The 20,826-nt window shown below is 66.1% G+C and carries 15 protein-coding genes; 9 read left to right on the forward strand and 6 right to left on the reverse strand.

The window, feature by feature from the left end; translation table 11 throughout:
- Positions 1-1,815 (reverse strand): radical SAM protein, encoded by a 1,815-nt coding sequence (locus VGR67_08475; GenBank protein HEV8336434.1) that lies wholly within the window; start codon positions 1,813-1,815, stop codon positions 1-3.
- Complete coding sequence (locus VGR67_08480; protein ID HEV8336435.1) at positions 1,812-2,738, reverse strand: nitrilase-related carbon-nitrogen hydrolase; 927 nt, start codon at positions 2,736-2,738, stop codon at positions 1,812-1,814. Before VGR67_08480 ends, VGR67_08475 begins: the two co-directional genes overlap by 4 nt.
- 171 nt (positions 2,739-2,909) lie before the next feature.
- Between VGR67_08480 and amrB the strand changes: the two genes are divergently transcribed.
- The 7 genes from amrB to VGR67_08515 are packed head-to-tail and all read left to right on the forward strand — an operon-like array spanning position 2,910 to position 11,874.
- Positions 2,910-3,713 (forward strand): AmmeMemoRadiSam system protein B, encoded by an 804-nt coding sequence (amrB, locus tag VGR67_08485; protein ID HEV8336436.1) that lies wholly within the window; start codon positions 2,910-2,912, stop codon positions 3,711-3,713.
- Positions 3,710-6,256, forward strand: coding sequence for an LPS assembly protein LptD (gene lptD, locus VGR67_08490; protein HEV8336437.1), 2,547 nt, complete (start codon positions 3,710-3,712; stop codon positions 6,254-6,256). Before amrB ends, lptD begins: the two co-directional genes overlap by 4 nt.
- A 45-nt stretch (positions 6,257-6,301) precedes the next feature.
- Positions 6,302-7,159, forward strand: a complete 858-nt coding sequence (locus VGR67_08495) for an NAD(P)-dependent oxidoreductase (protein HEV8336438.1) — start codon at positions 6,302-6,304, stop codon at positions 7,157-7,159.
- Positions 7,160-8,149 carry an NAD-dependent epimerase/dehydratase family protein gene (locus tag VGR67_08500; GenBank protein ID HEV8336439.1) on the forward strand — a complete coding sequence of 330 codons (990 nt, stop codon included), beginning with the start codon at positions 7,160-7,162 and terminating at the stop codon, positions 8,147-8,149.
- Positions 8,146-9,510 (forward strand): DUF92 domain-containing protein, encoded by a 1,365-nt coding sequence (locus VGR67_08505; protein HEV8336440.1) that lies wholly within the window; start codon positions 8,146-8,148, stop codon positions 9,508-9,510. The genes VGR67_08500 and VGR67_08505 overlap by 4 nt, the downstream gene beginning before the upstream one ends.
- Entirely contained in the window at positions 9,507-10,556 is a 1,050-nt protein-coding gene (locus VGR67_08510; protein HEV8336441.1) for a UbiA family prenyltransferase, read from the forward strand. Before VGR67_08505 ends, VGR67_08510 begins: the two co-directional genes overlap by 4 nt.
- Positions 10,540-11,874: an ectonucleotide pyrophosphatase/phosphodiesterase gene (locus VGR67_08515; GenBank protein ID HEV8336442.1), complete on the forward strand. Its 1,335-nt coding sequence runs from the start codon at positions 10,540-10,542 to the stop codon at positions 11,872-11,874. The genes VGR67_08510 and VGR67_08515 overlap by 17 nt, the downstream gene beginning before the upstream one ends.
- Here the strand turns inward: VGR67_08515 and VGR67_08520 are convergent.
- From VGR67_08520 to clpB, 4 genes are all read right to left on the reverse strand, one after another.
- Positions 11,777-12,433, reverse strand: coding sequence for a nucleotide exchange factor GrpE (locus VGR67_08520; protein ID HEV8336443.1), 657 nt, complete (start codon positions 12,431-12,433; stop codon positions 11,777-11,779). The genes VGR67_08515 and VGR67_08520 overlap by 98 nt on opposite strands.
- 10 nt (positions 12,434-12,443) lie before the next feature.
- Complete coding sequence (gene htpX / locus VGR67_08525; protein HEV8336444.1) at positions 12,444-13,295, reverse strand: zinc metalloprotease HtpX; 852 nt, start codon at positions 13,293-13,295, stop codon at positions 12,444-12,446.
- A gap of 36 nt (positions 13,296-13,331) precedes the next feature.
- Positions 13,332-13,775 (reverse strand): Hsp20/alpha crystallin family protein, encoded by a 444-nt coding sequence (locus VGR67_08530; GenBank protein HEV8336445.1) that lies wholly within the window; start codon positions 13,773-13,775, stop codon positions 13,332-13,334.
- Between the two features lie 115 nt (positions 13,776-13,890).
- The gene (gene clpB / locus VGR67_08535; protein ID HEV8336446.1) at positions 13,891-16,473 is read right to left on the reverse strand and encodes an ATP-dependent chaperone ClpB; all 2,583 of its coding nucleotides are present in this window, start codon (positions 16,471-16,473) and stop codon (positions 13,891-13,893) included.
- A gap of 228 nt (positions 16,474-16,701) precedes the next feature.
- Between clpB and glyA the strand changes: the two genes are divergently transcribed.
- Positions 16,702-17,991 carry a serine hydroxymethyltransferase gene (gene glyA, locus VGR67_08540; protein ID HEV8336447.1) on the forward strand — a complete coding sequence of 430 codons (1,290 nt, stop codon included), beginning with the start codon at positions 16,702-16,704 and terminating at the stop codon, positions 17,989-17,991.
- Positions 17,972-20,677 carry a DNA polymerase I gene (polA, locus tag VGR67_08545; protein HEV8336448.1) on the forward strand — a complete coding sequence of 902 codons (2,706 nt, stop codon included), beginning with the start codon at positions 17,972-17,974 and terminating at the stop codon, positions 20,675-20,677. Before glyA ends, polA begins: the two co-directional genes overlap by 20 nt.
- Positions 20,678-20,826 lie beyond the last annotated feature (149 nt).

Raw genomic sequence — 20,826 nt, forward strand, 5'->3', positions numbered from 1 at the left:
TCAAGGCTCGCTCGCGCGGCGGAGGGGTTGGCCATCGGGAATGGGGTGCTGCAGGAACGCCGGCCAGTGAGGGCTTGCGGTGAGGCCGGTGCTGGGTTTTCTCCGGTAGGTCCGGATCGAAGAGGAGGGCCCGCCCCGTCGAATCAGGCCCAGGCCCCGGCGGGCGAGGCGGTCGTGCGGATAAAGCTCCAGGGCCCTCGCGTATTCCGAGCGCGCCTCGCCCGGCCGGCCCATCTTCCGGAGCGAGGAGCCCAGCAGGGAATGCGGCAGATGGTACCGGGGGACGGCTCGCGCCGCGCTCCGGTAATGCGCGGCGGCGGCGTCGAGCTTGCCGGCGGCCTCCAGGAGGTTTCCGAGACGCAGATGCCCCCACAGGCTGCGCGGGTTGCCGGCGAGAATCTCGCAATACTCTTCCGCGGCGGCCTCTCGGTCTCCGTTTTCCTCGAGCGCTTCGCCCAGGGAAAGCAGCGGAGCGGGATACGCTCCCACCGCCTTCTTGTGCTCCCGCAGCTCCTCGAGACGGTAGGCGCTGAGGGCCGCCACTTCCCTCAGCGTCGCCTCCGCCTGCCGGTAGGCGAGGAGGCTCTCCGGATCGTCGCGCACCAGCAGGCCCTCCATGCGCGAGCGCTCCCAGATCGAATCATCGTATCCCTTGAGGCGTTTGGCCTCCTCGTAAAGGGCGGTTCCCGGATAGACGACCAGAGGGGAGACGATTCCATCGTGAGGCCGGACCCGGCGGATGAGGCGCAGCGTGGCCGCGCAATCCTCGCGCGTTTCCCCGGCGACGCCGGTGATGAGGTAGATCGAAAGTTCCATTCCAACGCGTCGCGTCAGCTCGCAGGCCTTGACGACCTGATCGAGCTGGATTCCCTTGTTCAGCTTCCGGAGGACGGCTTCCGAGCCCGACTCGACTCCGTACTGGATATGCTGGCAGCCGGCGCGCCGCATCCAGAGCAGCCGCTCCTCGTCGACGGCGTTGACGCGGGACTGGCAGTCCCAGAGCAGGTTCAACCCCGAATCGATCAGCCTCCGGCAGAGCTCCAGGGTCCGCGCCTTGTCCACCGTGAAGGTGTCGTCGCGGAAGGAGACGGTGACGTGGCCGAAGCGGTTCTGCAGAGTGCGCAGCTCGTCCAGCACGTGTTCCACGCTCCGGAACCTCAAGCGCGTTCCCCAGAACTCCGGAGTCGAGCAGAAGGTGCAGCGGGCCGGGCAGCCGCGCGAGGTGATCAGGAACTCCAGCTGCGCGTACCGGTCCACGCCGATGCTCTCGTAAGCGCCGGCCGGATGGGGAAGGGTGTCCAGGTCCGGCACCGGCAGACGGGAAGGAGTCCGGAGAATCCCGCGTCCGCCGCGGAGGACGAGGCCGCGCACGGCGGCGGGGTCCTTCCCCGACGCGAGGGCGCGGGCCAGCTCCAGCATCGTTTCCTCCCCCTCCCCGACCGCCACCGCGTCGATCCATGCGTTCCGGAGAAGCACGCGTTCAGCGAGGTGGGTGGCATGAGGTCCGCCCGCCACGATGAACAGCGCCGGATCGATTCGCCGCGCCTCCCGGGCAAGCCGGACCGCGGCTCCCCGGTTGAAAGTGAACATCGAGATTCCCAGGACGCGGGGCCGGAACGAGCGGATTGAATCGCGGACTTCCTGCCAGCGGAAACGGCTGAAGTTGGCCAGCCTCGAGTCGAAGCCCCGGGAGCGCAGCAGCGCGTTGATGGTGCCCAGGCCTACCGGCATCTGCCGCGTGTAGAAGTCCTGGCGCCCGCCGTACTGGCACCGGTAGGCGAGCAGGATTTTGAAGCCCCGGCGGCGGCCGCTCATCCCAGCCTCCGGCGCGGGCCTGCCGGGGAGGACGCGGCTTGCATGGAGGGGCGCCGGTCCCTCTCCGGAGTCTCGGACGGGTCGTCGGCGGCCAGAAGGCGGTGCAGGCCCCGCAGGGCCACTTCGGGCTTTTCGTCACGGAGAAGGGGATAGAGCGTTCGGGCGCGGCGGAGTGTCCCGCGCGGGAGCGTGAAGCAGCCGATCTTCTCCCGCAGGGCCGGAGCGCGCCCGATCAGCTCGCCGAACGGATCGACGACGAAGGAGCCGCCGCTGAAATGCAAGCCGTCCTCGACCCCGACGCGATTCACGTAGAGGACGAAAACGGTTTGGAACTTCGCCGTGACCCGGCAGAGGTCTACCCAGCTCGTGATGCTCGCGAGCTCCTTCCCGGATCCGACTCCCCGACTCGGCCCGCTCGAGAGCACCAGCAGATAGTCGGCGCCGTCCCGCGTGAGCAGATAGGAGGCCGAAGGGTGCCAGGCATCCTCGCAAATGAGGATCCCGAACCGGCCCAGGGGAGTGTCGAACGCGGCGAAGCTGTCCCCGGCCGCGAAGTCGCGCCCCTCCTCGAACATTCCGTAGGTCGGAAGATAGACCTTCCGATGGCAATGAAGGATCTTTCCTCCCGCCGCGAAGACCGCCGAATTGTAGAAACGGTGATCTTCCGCCTCCTCCACCATTCCGAACGAGACGGCGATCTTCCGGCTCATCCGGCAAAGCTCTTGCACCTCCGGCGAGTGCTTCAACGAGAGGGCGACTTCGGGGACGAGATCCTTGAGGACGTAACCGGTCAGACTCAACTCCGGGAAGACGACCAGCTCGGCGCCCCCGGCGCGGGCTTTCGCCGCCGCCTTGTGGTGCAGACCGAGGTTCGCTTCCACGTTGCCGAGGGTGGGGGCGATCTGGGCCAGGGCGATTCGCATGAAACGGTGCCTCGGGACTGGATAGGTGGACCGGGAAAAGACCGGCCGATGTGTGAGAAGTCCTCATACTACCATAGGATAGCCGGTACCGGCCGTCCTGAATGCGGCGATCGAATGCGCTATAATTCCGGCGCGTCGAGAATGCAACTGGCGCGCGCCGAGGTCGACCGAATGCGCACTCCCGCGGTTTCAGGCCGCTTCTATCCCGAAAATCCGGGTGAATTGCAGGACATGGTGGAGCGGTTCCTGGCTCCGCCCGCGCCGGAGGTCCGTCCGGCGGTCGCCTTGATGGCGCCTCATGCCGGCTTCATCTACTCGGGGATGGTCGCCGGCGACACGTATCGCCGTGTCGAGGTTCCGGCCCGGGTGGTCCTGATGGGTCCGAATCACACCGGTCTCGGCCCGCCGCTCTCCCTGTGGGATGCCGAGGATTGGGCGATGCCCTGGGGGGGCGTGGCGGTGGATCCCGATCTGTGCGCTTCCTTGAAGCGGCATTGCGCGCGTCTCGTCTCCGATCGCCAGGCGCATCGGCGCGAGCATTGCCTGGAGGTTCAGCTCCCCTTCCTCTGGGCCCGCCGGCCGGGAGTCCGGATTGCGGCCATCGTCGTGGGGACGTCCGCCCTGGAGGATTTGCGCGAGCTGGGCCGCGGATTGGCCGCCGCCGTCTCCGGGTCGCCGGATCCGATCCTGATCGTCATCAGCAGCGACATGACCCACTACGAGACGGCGGACGCCGCCGCTCGCAAGGATCGAAGGGCCCTGGAGGCGATGGAGCGCCTCGATGCCGAGAACCTGCACCGCCGAGTGCGGGAGGAGCGTATCAGCATGTGCGGTTTCGCGCCGGCGGTCGCGGGCCTGGTGGCCGCCCGGGATCTCGGCGCGCGCTCGGGGAAGGTCGCCCGTTACTCTCATTCGGGGGACGTGACCGGAGATCTTCATTCGGTCGTCGGGTATGCCGGCATGGTCTTTTCGTGATTTCGAGCCGCGCATTCCGATCCCGGTCCCGGGCGATCCGGGCGTGGCTCCGATGCTCGCTCCTCCTGGGAATCCTGCTGGCCGGGACCGCGGCCGCTTCGGCCGAGGACGCGGCGGCGGGCGCCGGAAGCGGGGAGCGGAAAGCCTTCAGCCTTCCCGGAGGCGAAGGGAGCAAGACGCTGGAGCTGACGGCCGGGGCGGGATCGGTCTTCGGCAAGGACGAGCTGCTCCTCAAGGACTACGTCGACATCCGCTACGGAGAGCTGCGGCTCCAGGCCGATTCCGTCCGCTATGTCCCTGCCACCAAGGATTGCTTCGCCGAAGGTAACGTGATCCTCGACAACGGGCCGACCCGCATCACGGCGCGGCGGGTGGAGTACAACCTGGAGTCGGAAAAGGGGACGTTCTACGACGCCCGGGGCTACGCCGAGCCGTCGTTCTATTTCGAGGCGGTCCAGGTCCAGAAGACCGAATCTGATCGCTACGTGATCGTGGACGCGACGTTCACGACCTGCACGCAGCCGATCCCTTATTGGTCTTTCAAGGTCGCCCGCGGGACCATCCACCTCGACAACTACGCGTATCTGCACCACGTGTCATTCCGCGTGGAAAAGGTGCCCGCCTTCTACTCCCCGTATCTCGTCTGGCCCATCAAGGAGGACCGGGCGACCGGTCTGCTGTTCCCTGAGTTCGGCTTCTCCCGGAGCCGCGGATTCGTCCTGTCGAACGCCCTCTACTGGGTCATCCGCCGCAACATGGACGCGACATTCTTCGTCGACTATTACGCCCTGGCGGGCTTCGGAGAGGGGCTCGAGTATCGTTACGTCCCGTCGGCGCAGGGCAAAGGAGAGTTCCTCGGCGCTTTCATCCGGGATCAGGTGACGGACCGGGACCGCTACTTCTACAACCTCAACCATCGCCAGGATCTTCCGGGCGATTTTCGGCTGGTGGCGAGCCTCAATCAGGTGAGCGACTTCAACTATTTCCTCGACTTCCAAAGAGACCTCCGGCTCTCCACGAACCCGGTCGTTCTCTCCGACGTTTACCTGACTCGAAACTGGTCTTCGTACAGCTTCAACTTTCGGGCGGAGCGCCGACGGCAGATCTTCAGCGTGACCCGGCAGTTCTTTCCCGTGGGCACCGGCGTAGCGACCTCGGCCACCGAAGAGGAGGAGCTCACCAATCTGATCGTCCCGCGGATCGAGTTTCGTGGAAACAAGCAGCGGCTGGGTCTTTCTCCCCTCTACTTCTCGTTTCAAACCTCGCTGGACAGCTTCGAGAAGGAGACCACCCTCTTTTCGACCACTTACCAGCGGTTCGACCTTTTCCCGACCTTCTCCGCGCCGCTGCGGCTGGTTCCCTGGCTCGACGTCAACCCCTCGGCCTCGATCCGCGCGACCTACTACACGAAGCGCCTGGGAGGAACCTTTTCCGAGGATTTCAACGCCAACGGAGTGCCCGATCCCGGGGAGGACATCGGCCTGGACGGCGCCGCGGGGACAGGGGACTTCGGCGAGGGAAACGGAGTCCTCGACCGTCAGGTGGAGGTCCTGGACGACGATTTCGTGCGGAAGGTGCTGACGGGCTCCCTCGAGATCATCGGACCGAAGTTCTCCCGGATCTTCGAGAGGCCGAAGAGCGATTTCTCCGCACTCTACAAGAACACGATCGAGCCGCGAGTCACCTATCTCTATCAATCGAAGGTGGAGGATCCCGCGCAGGTCATCCAGTTCGACGAGAAGGACGCCGTCGCGGGAAGCCAGAACGCCGTCCAGTACGCTCTCGTGACGCGCCTTTTCGCCAAGCGTCCGGGCGTCAGCCCGCGCGTCGCGCAGGTCGCCGACGGATTGACGTTCCCGCAGAGGCACACGCCCCCTCCCGAGGAGGGCCAGAACCTCACGGCGCCCGCCGAGGCCAAGACGCCCGAGCCGGCCTCGCTCAGTCCGGTGGAGATTGCGTCCTTCCAGGTCTCCCAGATCTATTCCCTGCTCGGTCCGCTGAGCCGGCGCATGGACTGCACCGACGTCCTGGGCGTCCCCGTCTGCTCGCAAACGCGCACCAGTCATCTTTCCGGAGTCGACGCCCAGCTTCGCATCAATCCCACTCTCAATGCGAGCCTGGATCTCAAAGCGCAATACGACATCCTTTACAACGCCTTCCGGCGCGCCAGCCTCAGCGCGAATTTTCGCAGCGCCCGCCGCGGCTTCGTGGATGTGACCTGGTTTTACAACGCCGGGCTGGATCCCTTCAGCAGCGACAGCAGCCAGATCGGCCTTCTGGGCGAGACGAATCTCATGAACCGGAAGCTTATTCTGGGCTTCCAAGGCAACTACGACATCATCGGCAAGAGCCTCCAGGACCAGCGCTACAAGATCGGCTACAACACCCAGTGCTGCGGCTTCACGATCGAGCTGCTGGATCGGAGTTATCTGGGGGTGAGCCAGCAGGAGTTCCGTCTGGTGGTGAACCTGAAAGGAATCGGGAACGTGCTGGACGTGAACAGCGGCACGGCGGCCATCCCGACGGTTCCGCTCAACTTCTAGGGAACCGCGGCGTCGGGCCGCGGGGGAGGGGAGGAAATCGCTTTGTTGATCCTCATCACGGGGGCCGGAGGGCGGGTCGGCCGGATCCTGGAGCGCCGCCTTCAGGCGAAATTCCCGGATCGAGTAGTGGCCGCCACGCGGGAAGAGATGGACCTCACCGACCCGGCCCGGGTCGTCCTCGAGCTGGAGCGCTTCGACCCTCCCCCGACGGTCGTCGTCAATTGCGCCGCGGTGACCGATCCGTATCTCGCCGACTCCTCGCCCGAGGAGGTCCTTGCGGTCAACCGGGAGGGCGTGGCCGGGCTGGCCCGGGCCTGCCGGGAAATTCCGTGCCGTCTGATTCACTTCTCCACGGTCGACGTGTTCGACGGCCGCAAGCTCGCCCCTTACGTCGAAACGGACGTTCCCGATGCCGCCAGCCAATACGGCCGCATCCGCACCCTCGGCGAGCTGGGCGTCGCGGAGGGGAACCCCGATCACCTGATCGTGCGGCTCTCGCTCGTCTGTGGAGACGCCGAGGACGGAGATCCTCTGCGAGCGGTCGCGGTGGCGCTGCGCGAGGACGTTCCTCTCGCCTGGGAGGACCGACGAGTCTCCCCCATCTTCGCCGAGGATTTGGCCTCGGCGGCGGCGACCCTGATCAAGAGCGACTGGCGAGGCGTCCTGCATCTCGCCAACGGCGGTTCCTGCTTTCTCTCGGAAATGGCCGCCGAGACGGCGCGGCATTTGAACGTCCTTGCCCCTCCGGAGCTGTGCGGCGGACCGGGCCCAGCCTCCTTTCGGGAGGGTGGGGGGGCCAACGCCGTCCTCGACGCGGGGCGCTTCGCCGTCTTGAGCGGGAGAAGATTGCGGGACTGGCGCGCGGCGCTCGCGGCCTCTCTGGACCGTCCGGCGGAGGATTGAGTGGGAGCGATCTGCGTTACGGGGGGAACCGGTTATTTCGGAGGCAGCCTCGTGAGCGCTCTGGCCGACGCGGGGGAGGAAGTCGTGGCCATGGTGCGGGATCCCGGCGCGGCGGCGCATCTCGATCGGCGCGCGCGTCGGGTGAGGGGCGATGTCACCGACCCCGAATCGATCCGCCGCGCGATGCAGGGCTGCACGCAGGCGATCCATGCTGCGGCCCACGTCCGCGTGTGGGATCGGGATCCGGGTCGGTTCGAGAGGATCAACGTCGGCGGGCTCATGAACGTGCTGCGCGCCGCCGAGGAGGCGGCGCTGAGCCGGATCGTGTTCACCAGCTCGTTCATGGCGCTCGGTCCCTCCGGAGGAGGGACCGCCGACGAAGACTGGGACCCGCCCGGCCGCCGTTATCACAATCTCTACGAGAAGACCAAGGCCCTCGCCGATCAGGCGGCCCGGCGCGAGGCGCGGCGCGGGCTTCCTCTCGTCATCCTCTACCCGGGAGTCCTCTACGGCCCGGGACGCGTCACGCCGGGCAACCTGGTCGGGAAGACCATCACCGATTTCATGGCGCGCCGGATTCCAGGGATTCTCGGGGCGGGGGATCGCCGCATCTGCTACGCCTACGTGGCCGACGTCGTCGAGGGACACCTCGCGGCCCTGCGCGCCGACGTGGCCGGCGAGCGCTTCATCCTCGGAGGGGAGAACCGGACACTCCGGGAGCTTTTCGAAGAGCTGGAGAGGATCACCGGCGTTCCCGCTCCGCGGCGGCACATCCCTCATTCCGCGGCGAAGATCGCCGGGCGCTTTCTGCGATGGAGGGCGTCTCTCACGGGGATCGAGCCCGAAATCACCGACGAGGTCGTAGAGATCTACAGGCAGGAATGGGCCTACACGAGCCGCCGGGCCGCGGCGAGACTCGGCTACCGAATTACCCCCCTCAAGGTCGGGCTGGAGGCGACGGTGCGATCGATCCGGGAGGGAGCGGCTTGAGCCCGGGGGCGCACTCGGAAACCCTTCGGAAGCTCGTCCACGTCTCCATGGCGGGATTCGCTCTTCTCCTCCGATGGATTCCCTGGCAGGCGGCGGCGGGGCTCGCCGCGGCGGCTATCGTCTTCAACATCGCCTTGATCCCCCGCCTCGGAGACCGACTGATCCGGCCGGGAGAGCGAGAACGGGTGCTGCGATCGGGAGTGGTGCTCTACGCCGTCGCCGTGCTCGTGCTGATTCTGATCTTCCGGCATCGGCTGGAGATCGCGGCAGGGGCTTGGGGAATTCTGGCCTTCGGAGACGGAGCGTCCACCCTGCTGGGCGGCACCTTGGCGGGGCCGAGGCTTCCGTGGAACCCGAAGAAGAGCTGGATCGGATCGGCGGCCTTCCTGCTCTTCGGGTCGGTGGGAGGGGCGGCGCTGATGTCCTGGGTCGGCGCGCGCTACGACGCGCCGGCTCAGGGGCTTCCGATCTGGGTCCTGGCGAGCGTCGCGGCCCTGGCGGGGGCGATCGTGGAGAGTCTTCCCCTGGCGCTCGACGACAATCTCTCGGTGCCGCTGTTCTGCGGAGCCTTGCTGCGCTCGCTCCAGCTACTGGATCCGCGGGTCTGGACCGATTCCGCGGCGTTGCTCCGCCACGACTTCTTCCTGGGTCTGGCCCTCACCGGCCTCTTCGCTCTGGCGGCGCGGGGCACGGGCTCGGTCTCCTGGTCCGGAGTGGCGGGTGGAATGCTGGTGGGAACGGTCATCGCGACGTTCGCGGGCCCTTCCGGCTTCGCCGTCCTGGCGCTTTTCTTCATCCTGGGATCGGTGGCGACGCGGCTCGGATACGCGCGGAAGGCCCGCCGGGGCATCGCCCAGGAGGACCGCGGCGCCCGCGGCTGGGTGCACGCGCTGGCGAACGGCTCCGTTCCCGCCTATCTCGCCTTTCTCGGCGCGTCAACCTCGCCGGAGCTGGCGGCGATGCTTCGAGTCGCCTTCGTGGCTTCGGTGGCCACCGCCGCCTGCGACACGCTCGGCTCGGAAGCTGGACCCCTCGGCAAGGGGGAGCCGCTGCTCATCACCCGGATGAGAAGAGTTCCCGCCGGCACTCCGGGGGCCGTCTCGCTGCTGGGGACGGGGGCAGGCGCGGCCGGCGCGCTGCTGATCGGGATGCTCGCCGCCGCCCTGGGGACGATCCCGGCCTGGACGATCGGAGTCGTCGTCGCGGCCGCGCTCTTGGGCGCCCTGCTGGAGTCGGTGCTGGGAGCGACGCTCGAGCCGATGGGCCTGGTCGACAGCGAAACGATCAATTTCGTGAACACGGCGGCCGGCGGTCTCGCGGCCCTGGCCTTGATGCGGTGGGCGGGAGGGGGTACCCCGTGAGGCCGTCCGACCTCCTCGGGGGTCTTCCGCATCATTCCCTGGCGAAGCTCGCCCGCTCGCTGTCGAAATGGCGCGTCTTCCTGGCATTCGCCCGGCCTTTCACCCTGCTGCCGCCTCTCCTGGGAGTCGTGTCGGGAGCGATCACGGCCTTCGGATCGGCGCACAACCCCGACCCTCAGCGCCGGCTGACCGCCAGCGTGATCGCGACCATCGCGCTCGGCTCGCTTTGTGCGGCGATGCTCAACGCCGCCTCCAACGGAATCAACCAGATCTACGATCTCGAGATCGATCGCCGGAACAAGCCGGGAAGACCGCTGGTGACGGGCGCCCTGTCTCTCGCGGAGGGATGGTGGTTCTCGGCGGTTCTGTACGTGCTGGCGCTCCTTCCCACCTGGCTGGTGGTCGTCTATCCCTACAACTCGGCGGCTGAGAAGCTCGCGGCCCCCCTGGCGCGTCACGAGTGTTTCTTCATCTATCTCGCGGGGATGGTCCTCACCGTCGTGTATTCCGTCCCGGCGTTCGGCCGGACGAAGCGCAGTGGATTCTGGGCGAATCTCACGATCGCCGTCCCGCGCGGCGGGCTTCTCAAGGTGGCCGGCTGGTCGATGGTCGCGAGCGTCATGCATCCCGAGCCCTGGTTCATCGGCCTGATCTTCTTTCTGTTCCTGCTCGGCGCCAGCTCGACCAAGGACTTTTCCGACATGGAAGGGGACCGCGCTCATGGGTGCTCGACGCTGCCGATTCGCTATGGAGTGCGGACGGCGGCCCGGATGATCGCGCCCTTCTTCGTTTTTCCATGGCTGCTGATGCCGCTGGGCGCTCACGTGGCGGATCCGTGGAACCCTACCCGTCGCCTCCTATCGGGCAACGCCGCGATCTTGACGGGGGTCGGAGCGGCGCTGACCCTCTGGGGGCTCTGGACCTCGTACCTGATCACCAAGGATCCCGAGGATCTGGCGACGACCGAGAACCACCCGTCATGGACCCACATGTACATGATGATGATGTTCGCGCAAGTCGGATTCGCAGTTGCCTACCTCGTGTGAAGCAAAATCCTTCCTTGCCCGCCGCGGCCTTTCGCCCGCGTGGCGGCGCCTCGGGGCGGCGATCGGGATCCTCGCGATCGGGCTCGTCGCCGCGACGGCCCGGCCGGGCGAGGCGCCGCCTCCGAGCCTGGTCATCCTTTCTCTGGATGGACTGCGCCACGATGACCCCCAGCGCGTCGCCGGAGGGGCGTTCTCGAGGCTGGCTCGGGAGGGAGCCAGCGCGGTGCGGATGGAGCCGCCCTTTCCGGCCTCCACGTTTCCCGCTCACGCGACGCTCGCGACGGGATGTTATCCGGAGCGTCATGGAATCCTCAACAGCCGCTTTCGCGACGCCCGGCGCGGCGAATTCGATCGATCGAACGATCCCGAGTGGATCGCGTGCGAGCCTCTCTGGGTGACGGCGGAGAAGCAGGGGGTGAGAGCCGGGGTCCTCAATTGGGTCGGCTCGTTCGGACGCTGGCGCGGACGGGCGGCAAGCTATCACGATCCCGCTTTCACACCCCGCACCGATCGGGTGACGATCGAGGGGGTGGTCCGATGGCTCGGGCTGCCCGCGCCGCTCCGGCCGCGGTTGATTCTGGCCTATCTCGAAGGCGTGGATCACACGGCGCACCGCGACGGTCCGGATTCGGCGCGCGCCCGACAAAGGGTGGTTGTAGAAGATCGGCTCCTCGCATCCTTCATCGCTCGCATCGGATCGCTGCCCGGCGGCGCGGGAGTGAATCTGATCGTCGTCAGCGATCATGGGATGGCGGTCAGGAATTCGGCGCTCGATCCCGGGACGGCCCTTGCCCGGGCGGGGATTCCCGGACGCACGTGGAGCTCCGGCGGATCCGCGAACGTCTACCTTCGCAGAAAGGAGGATCTCCCCCGCGCGGCGCGAGTCCTGGCGGGACTGCCCGGGTTGGAAGTGTATCGGAGCGGCGCGATTCCCGGAGATCTGCACTACGATTTCCCCGGCCGGACCGGAGATCTCGTCCTGATCGCGCCGGTCGGGGCGGAGCTGGGGAGTGATTCCTTTCCCGAGAAGCTCGGCGGGATCCACGGATATCGCGGCACGGAGCCGTCGATGGGAGCCGTGTTCTTCGGTTGGGGTCCGGCGTTCGGGCCGGGGAATCGCGTGGAGGGGATTCGCGCCGTCGACGTCTATTCCCTGGCGTGCCGGATCCTGGGGATCGCCCCTTCGGGCTCCGAACAAGGCGGAGTGCCGCCGGGAATCCTCAGGACGCCCGGGAAGCCTCGGGCTCGCGGGGATCAGACGGGGACTTGCGGGCGATGCGGACGTGAGCCGGCCGGAGGGTCTGGCCGCGCAGGGTGAAGCCCCGGCGAATCTCGTCGAGAACGATTCCATCCTGGCTTTCATCGTCCACGGAGGCGACCGCCACCGCCTCCGCGAGATGCGGATCGTAGGCGGTACCCACCAGGCTCATCGGCGCGATCCCCTGCCTTGCGAGGACCGACAGGAACTGGTCACGGACCTGGACGAGCCCCAGGCGCAGCGAGGCAGGATTACTGTCCGTCTCTGCGGAAGCGACGCCTCGGTCGAGGCTGTCCACGACCTCGAGGATCTCCCGCAGGTACTTCTCCACCTCTACCTGGGCTCTCTTCTCCATCTCGCGCCGCAGGCGTGCGCGGAATTCGTCCGCCTCCGTTTCCTTCCGCCGCAGCAGATCGAGCGCCTCGGAGAGCTTCCCTTCCGCGGCGCGGGCGCGCTCTTCCAGCCCGGCCACCACGGTGGGGTAGCGAGGGGAAGGGGACGAGGTCTTCGAGGCGGAGTCATCGCCGGGTTCCGCGTCGAAGCGTGGCCTGCGATCGTGGACTTGAATGGGAACGGCTGTCGGCGCCCGGTTTTCCTGCTCTCTTTCCGGGTCTCGCATGGCGCCCTTCCTAACGGCCCAACAGCCGCCGGATCCGCTCGGGAATCGGCGGATGAGTGCTGAACAAGCTGGTCAGTGCCCCGCCGGAAAAGGGCTTGACGATGAAGAGATGGCTGGTGGCGGGACCGCCGGCGGCCGCCATGGGGATGCGCTTCGAGTATTGCTCGAGTTTCTCGAGCGCCCGCGCCAGGCCGTAGGGATGGCCGGCAAGATGCGCGCCCGAGGCGTCCGCCTGGTATTCGCGGGCCCGGGAAACGGCCATCTGGATGAGCATCGCCGCGAGGGGAGCGACGATGGCGGCCACCAGAAGGCCAAGCACTCCGCCTCCGCGTTCGCTGTCCCGGCGGTCCCCGTATCCTCCGAAGAAGGCGGCCCAGCGCGCCATATGGGCGAGGAACATCACGGCGCCGGCCAGCGTGGCCGCGACGGAACTGATCAAGATGTCCCGGTTCTTCACGTGGGCCAGCTCGTGGGCGAGTACGCCCTCCAGCTCCTCGTCGTCCAGGAGCTCGAGGATTCCCTGGGTCACCGCCACGGCGGCATGTTGCGGATTCCGTCCGGTCGCGAAAGCGTTGGGAGCCGCCTCGGGAAGGAGGTAGAGGCGGGGAAACGGAAGGCCCGATTTCCCGCAGAGGCGCTCCACGATGGAATACAGACGGGGCGATTCCTGGCGCGACACGGGGCGGGCGCGCGTGGCCGCGAGGACGATCCGGTCGGAGAACCAATAGGAAAAGAAGTTCATCACCGCGGCCAGGACCAGGGCGACCACGGCGCCTCCGCGGCCGCCGAAATATCCGCCGATGCCGACGATCAGGGCGGTCAGGATTCCCAGGAGGAGTGCGGTCTTGAGGGCGTTGGTCATTGCTTCTCCATCATCAGCGGGCGCGGCGCCGCGACGCTAGCGGATCGGGACTTGAATCTGTTTCGGCTTGCTCTCGGTCTTCTTCGGCAGCGTCACTTCCAGGATGCCATTCTTCAACTCGGCCTGGATTGCCGTCTGATTGACGTTTCGCGGCAGCATGAAGGAGCGGTAGAACGACCCAAAGGACCGCTCGATACGGTGATAGTCTTCCCGGCGGGATCCCGCGGGGAAAGGGCGGTCTCCTTTCAGGGTGAGATGGTCGTCCGCGACCTTCAGCTCGATTTTCTCCAGCGAAACGCCTGGCAGATCGGCGCGCAGCACGATCCGCTCCGGAGTTTCTTCGATGTCCACCGCCGGAGCCCAGCCGGCGCCCGGATCCTCCTGGGCCGACCCTCCCGGGTGGAGAGCTTGCTCGAAGAGGCGGTTCATCCGCTCCTGGAGATTCATGAGATCGTGGATCGAGCCGCGCGTGACGCTCACGAAAAGGTCCTCCCGGTGCGACGCCCCCGCGCTTCGACGGAGCAGGCCGTCCGATGGTTGTGGCCGACATTATAGAAGCCCGGCTTACGAAGGGTCAAACCTTCCTCCCGGCCGGTCAAGCGGCCTTTCCGAAGACGATTCCCGTCCCCTTGGGGTCGATGTTGACCTGGACTCGATCCCCCGGCTTGAGCGATCCTTTGAGGACTTCCTCCGCCAGCGGATCGAGGATGTGGCGCTGGATGGCGCGTTTCAGCGGCCTTGCCCCGAAATCCTCGTCGTAACCGACGCGGGCCAGGTACTGCTTCGCCTCGGGGCTGACGGCGATCGTGATCTTCCGATCGGTGAGCGTCCTCTCGACGCGGGCGATCTGGATGTCCACAATCTTGTCGAGATCCTCGCGGGAGAGGGGATCGAAGCGCACGATCTCGTCGATCCGATTCAGGAACTCCGGGCGGAAGAACTTGCGGAGCTCGGAGAGCACCGCGCGATGCCACGCGTCCTTGCCTCCGGAAACCTCCCGGGGAACCGGCAGGTTCGTCGTCATGATGATCAGCGTGTTCTTGAAGTCCACGACGCGTCCCTGTCCATCCGTCAGGCGGCCGTCGTCGAGGACCTGGAGGAAGACGTTGAACACCTCCGGGTGCGCCTTTTCGATCTCGTCGAAAAGCAGAACCGAATAGGGCCGCCGGCGCACCGCCTCGGTGAGCTGGCCGCCTTCCTCATAGCCGACGTACCCTGGGGGGGCGCCGAGCAGACGCGCCACCGCGTGTCTTTCAGAGTATTCGGACATGTCGATGCGCACCATCGCGCGCTCGTCGTCGAACAGGGTCTCGGCGAGCGCCTTGGCGAGCTCGGTCTTCCCGACCCCGGTGGGCCCCATGAAGATGAAGGACCCGATGGGCCGGTTGGGATCCTGGATCCCCGCCCGGGCGCGGCGCACCGCGTTGGAGACCGCCGCGATCGCCTCTTTCTGTCCGACCACCCGCTGCGCCAGCCGTTCCTCGAGCGCGAGAAGGCGCTGCGCTTCCCCTCCCAACAGGCGGGAAACCGGGATTCCGGTCCACTTCGCGACGATTTCCGCGACGTCCTCCTCGTCCACCTCCTCCTTCAGCATCTTACGGTCCTTCTGGAGCTCGGCGAGACGCGCGTTGGCTTCCTCCGTCCGCTTCTGCAGCGCCTGGAGGGCTCCGTAACGCAGCTCCGCCGCCTTCCCCAGGTCCCCTTCGCGCTCCGCCTTCTCCGAAGCGATGCGGGTCGACTCCATCTCTTCCTTGAGCGCCCGGATCTCCTTGATGATCCGCTTCTCCGCTTCCCAATGAGCCCGCATGCGGTCCCGCTCTTCGGAAAGCTGGGCCAGGTCCCGGGAGATCCTCTCGAGCCTTTCCCGGGAGGCCGGGTCCTTCTCCTTCTTCAGGGCTTCCCGCTCGATCTCCATCTGGACGATCCGCCTTTGGATCTCGTCGATTTCCGTCGGGACGGAATCGATTTCGATCCTCAGACGGGACGAAGCCTCGTCGATGAGATCGATCGCCTTGTCCGGCAGGAAGCGCTCGGCGATGTACCGATGGGAGAGGGTGGCGGCGGCGATGAGCGCGGAATCCTGGATGCGGACGCCATGGTGGACCTCGTAGCGCTCCTTGAGACCGCGCAGGATGGCGATCGTGTCCTCCACCGAGGGCTCGAGGACCATGACGGGCTGGAATCTCCGCTCCAGCGCGGCGTCTTTCTCGATGTGTTTGCGATATTCGTCCAGGGTCGTGGCGCCCACGCATCGCAGCTCGCCGCGCGCCAGCGCGGGCTTGAGCATGTTGGAGGCGTCGATGGCCCCTTCGGCCGAACCTGCGCCCACCAAGGTGTGAAGCTCGTCGATAAACAGGACGACCGCTCCCTCGGCCTCCTGGATCTCCTTCAGGACCGCCTTGAGCCGGTCCTCGAACTCGCCGCGGTACTTGGCTCCCGCGATGAGGGCGCCCAGGTCGAGGGCGATGAGCTTTTTCTCCTTCAGCGAGTCGGGGACGTCTCCATCCACAATCCTTTGGGCGAGTCCCTCGACGATGGCGGTCTTCCCCACGCCGGGCTCGCCGATCAGCACGGGATTGTTCTTGGTCCGGCGGGAAAGGACCTGGATGACGCGGCGGATTTCGTCGTCGCGGCCGATGACCGGATCGAGCTTCCTCTGGCGGGCCGCGAGCGTCAGGTCCCTGCCGTAGCGGGCGAGGGCCTGGTACTTCCCCTCGGGATCGGGATCCGAAACGCGCTGTGATCCTCGGACCGCCTTGAGGGCCGCGAGGACGCGGGGGGAATCGATGCCGGAGCCGCGCAGAGTCGAGGCGAGGCTCCCGGGAGACTGGACGATGGCCAGGAAGAGGTGTTCCGCGCTCACGTATTCGTCTTGGAACTGGGCCGCCAGGCGCACCGCGGACTCGAGAATCTTCTGGAATTCCGGGGACGGTCGGGTCTCTCCTTCGCCGCCGGAGACCCGGGACGATTTCTGCAGCTCCAGCTCGATCTGCGACTGCAAGGCCGTCCGGTCGACCTCCATTTGGGAGAGGAGAGCCGGAACCACTCCTTCCGGTTGGGAGACGAGGGCTTGCAAAAGATGGGCGGCAACGAGGGTCGGGTTCCCCCTTGAAGACGCCATCTCCTGAGCCGATTGGACCGCCTCTTGAGCTTTCGTCGTGAACTTGTCAAAGCGTATCAAGCGTCACACCCTGGAGTTAGTATTTAGTGCAATAGTATAATATTAATTTAGTCAATCATTGTCAATATTATGGTTCGACGCCGTATTTTATCGCAAAGGAGTCTTGGATACCGGCTCCGTGGATTCACATTGATCGATCCGCCGGGGTTGGGTTACGATCTTGGGTCAACTTTCCGCATTCAGCATGACTGCGCTCGCTGTCCCCCGGCGGGGGAAAGGAGAACCGTGAGTTCCCGACTTTTCGAGACCGATCCGGAGGTGGCCAGCGCCATCGAGTCGGAAGTGGCCCGTCAGGCGGGGAACATCAATCTCATCGCTTCGGAGAACCTTGTCAGTGAGGCGGTTCTCGAGGCCATGGGATCCGTCTTCACCAACAAATATGCCGAGGGATACCCGGGAAAGCGCTACTACGGCGGATGTCAGCACACCGACACGGTGGAGTCCCTGGCGATCGAGAGAGCCAAGAGGCTCTTCGGCGCCGAGCACGCCAACGTCCAGCCCCACTCGGGAGCCCAGGCCAACATGGCCGTCTACTTCGCGGTGCTCAAGCCGGGCGACGTCATCCTGGGGATGAGCCTTCCTCACGGAGGGCACCTGACCCACGGCCATCCGCTGAATTTCTCCGGCGCCTATTTCAAGGTAGTTCCTTACGGAGTGGACCGGGCCACGGAGTTGTTGGACTACGACGCGATCCAGAAACTCGCCCTTGAGCACCGCCCCAAGCTGATCGTCGTCGGGGCCAGCGCCTATTCGCGGATCATCGACTTTCCGCGGATTCGGGCCATTGCCGACGCCTGTGGCGCGATGGTGATGGCCGATGTGGCTCACTACGCGGGTCTCATCGCCGCCGGCGAATACCCGAACCCGGTGCCCTTCTCGGAGTTCGTGACCCTCACGACTCACAAGACGTTGCGAGGCCCGCGCGGGGGTCTCATCCTTTGCCGGCAGCGCTTCGCGAAAGAAGTCGACCGAGCGCTCTTTCCGGGCATACAGGGAGGGCCGCTCGTCCACATGATCGCCGCCAAGGCGGTCGCCTTTCAGGAGGCCTTCTCGAAGGGCTTCAAGGAGGATCAGGCCGCGACGCGCCGCAATGCCCGCGTCCTCGCGGAGGCTCTGGCGGGCCGCGGGTACCGGGTCATCTCCGGCGGAACCGACTGCCATCTCTTCATGATGGACGTCTTCCAAAAAGGGATGACCGGGCAGCAGGCCGAGAATGTCCTGGGTGAGGTCGGCGTCGCCGTCAACAAAAACGCCATCCCTTTCGACACCAACCCGCCCATGAAGGCCAGCGGCCTGCGGATTGGAACCCCTTCGGTGTCCACGCGCGGCATGCGCGAGGCCGAGATGAAGGAGATTGGAGCCCTGGTGGCCGACGTTCTGGAGGGCGGTTCCAGAGCCGAGGTCCTGGCCGGAGCGCGCGCCAAGGTCCAGGCGCTCTGCGCGAGATTTCCGTTCTATGAGGGGCTCTCGGGCCGCTACGCGGGGAAATCCTCCGGTGCCGGGGCTCGTGGCTGAAAGCGCCTCCTCCAAGAAGCTCTACCTCCTGGACGGTACTTCCCACATCTATCGCGCCTTCTACGCCATCCGCCGGCTGACGGGCCCCGCGCGGCAACCGACGAACGCGACGTACGGATTCACCCAGATGGTGCGAAAGCTCCTGCAGGACCAGAAGCCGGAGCACCTCGCCATCGTATTCGATCGGCCGGAGCCGACCCACCGCCACGAGATTTTCCCCAAGTACAAGGCCAACCGCCTCGTTCCGCCGGAAGATCTGGTCAGCCAGATTCCCGACGTCAAGCGCGTCTGTCGCGCGCTGGGAATCCCGATCGTGGAGCTGGCCGGGTTCGAGGCGGACGATCTCATCGGAACGCTGGCGCGAAAGGCCTCGGGCGAGGGGTTTCAGGTGGTCATCGTCTCGAGCGACAAGGACATGCTCCAGCTCGTCGACGAGACGACCTCGATCCTGCATCCGGTGCGCGGCGAGCTTCTGGACGCGGCGGGGGTGATGAGGAGCTTCGGCGTGATGCCGGCGCAGGTCGTGGAAGTGCTCGCGCTGCTCGGGGATTCCAGTGACAACGTGCCGGGCGTTCCCGGCATCGGCGAGAAGGGCGCGCGGGAGCTGATCGCCCGCTACGGCAGCCTGGAGGGATGCCTGGAGCACGCCTCCGAAATCCCCCGGAAGAGCTACCGGGAGAGTCTCCTCGAGAACCAGGAGCAAGCCCGGATCAGCCGGGATCTGGTCCGCATCAGCTTCGACGTCCCGGTGGACTGGAGCGCCGATTCCTTTCGTCTCGGCGGCACGTCTCGGGTGGAGGCGCGCCGGCTGTTCGCGGAGCTGGGATTCACGAGGCTGCTCGAGGAGCTCGCGGCGTCCGCTCCGGCGGAGATCGACGCTCCCGAGACTGCGGCGGCCGTCCCGCGGCCCGAGGTCGCCCTGGAGGAGCTGCAAAGCGAGGAGGACGTCCGCAGGGCAATCGCGTCGCTGGCCGGGTGCGGGCGCCTGGCACTGACTCCCTTCTTCTCGACCGCCGAGCCGATGCGGGCCGAGCTCGCAGGCCTCGGGTTTTCGGCCTCTCCGGAACAGGCGTTCTTTGTCTCCTTTCGGCCGGACGACCTCGCCGCCTCGGGACGCCCGGCCGAGGCTGAGGTTCTGAACCGTCTGGCCCCCTTCCTGGCCGACCCTAATGTGAGGATCGTCTCGCAGGACATCAAGCAGCTGCAGGTCTATCTCGCGCGACAAGGAATCCCCATCGTCGGGGAGTTCCTCGATACGACGCTGGCGGGATACCTGCTCGATCCGGAGCGCCGGGACTACTCCCTGGCGGTGCTGGAGAGCGCTTATCTAGGGGGGCAAGAGGCGACCGCCGGCTCGCGGGACAGGCAGCCTGCGGACCCGGCCCGTGAGGCGGCCCGCTCGGGATCCACGCTTCTGGAGCTCGAGGGACGGCTTTGCCGCCGCCTGGAGGAAGAGCGGCTCTTGAATCTGTACCGGGACGTGGAAATGCCTCTCGTCTCGGTGCTCGCGGCGATGGAGCACGCGGGGGTTCTGATCGACGCCGATCTTCTGCATCGCATCGCGCGGCAATGGATGCGGGATCTGGAGACGATCGAGGAAAAGGTCTACGGCCTCGCGGGGGATCGTTTCAACATCAATTCTCCCCAGCAGCTCAGGGAAGTCCTTTTTCAGAAGCTTGGGCTGACTCCCGGCCGAAAGACCGAGAAAGGCAAGCTCCACTCCACGGGAATGGACGTGTTGGAGGACCTGGCGGGAACCCATCCGCTTCCCGCCGCCATCCTCGACTATCGCAGCCTCTCCAAGCTATTGTCCACTTACGTCGAGGCGTTGCCCCGGATGGTGAATCTTGAAACCGGACGCGTGCATGCCTCCTTCAATCAGGCCATGGCGGCCACTGGCCGCCTGTCGAGCAGCAATCCGAATCTCCAGAACATTCCGATTCGAAGCGACCGGGGGCGCCAGATCCGGAAAGCGTTCGTCGCCGAGCCGGGATGGCGGATCCTCGCGGCCGACTATTCGCAAATCGAGCTGCGAGTGCTCGCGCACCTTTCGGGCGATCCGGAGCTCGTCCGCGCCTTCCGGGAAGGCGAGGACATTCATGCCCGGACCGCCGCGGGGGTTTTTGGAGTGGCCTCGGAGCTCGTGACGGGCGATCTGCGGCGTCAAGCGAAGGCGATCAATTTTGGGATCATTTATGGGATGGGGGCGTTTCGTCTGGCGAAGGAGCTGGTCGTCTCCAACGCCGTGGCTCAGCGCTTCATCGACGATTACTTTCTGCGGTTCGCAGGGGTCAGGAAGTACGTCGACGGCGTCGTGGAGAGGGCCGAGAGGGAAGGGAAGGTGTTTACGCTTCTGGGCCGCATGAGGCCGGTCCCGGAGATACGAAGCCGTAACGCCAACTTGCGCAGGCAGGGAATTCGCGTGGCCGTCAACACCACGGTCCAGGGGACGGCGGCGGATCTCATGAAGATGGCGATGATCCACCTCCATTCCGATCTCAAGCAAGGGAATCTCCGAAGCCGGTTGCTGATCCAGGTGCATGACGAGCTGCTCCTGGAAGTGCCCGAGGAAGAGCTGAAGGAAGTCAGCCTTCTGGTGAAGAACGCCATGGAAAGTGTCCACCCGCTGGACGTTCCCCTCCTGGCGGAGATTCGAAGCGGGCCAAACTGGCTCGAGACGCGTTGAGTTTCCGCCTTCCGCCCGGCGATTCGCCGCCGGCGATTGACTCTCCGACACCGAGATCTAGATTATGAGCAGGATCTGCTCGGACGGCGCATAGGAGAGTCGGTTTGCCCCAGGCCACTGACAAAAAGGGTCATTCCTCGCCTCGTGTT

The organism is Candidatus Polarisedimenticolia bacterium, assembly GCA_036004685.1.
In the GTDB taxonomy this organism is placed as follows: domain Bacteria; phylum Acidobacteriota; class Polarisedimenticolia; order Gp22-AA2; family AA152; genus DASYRE01.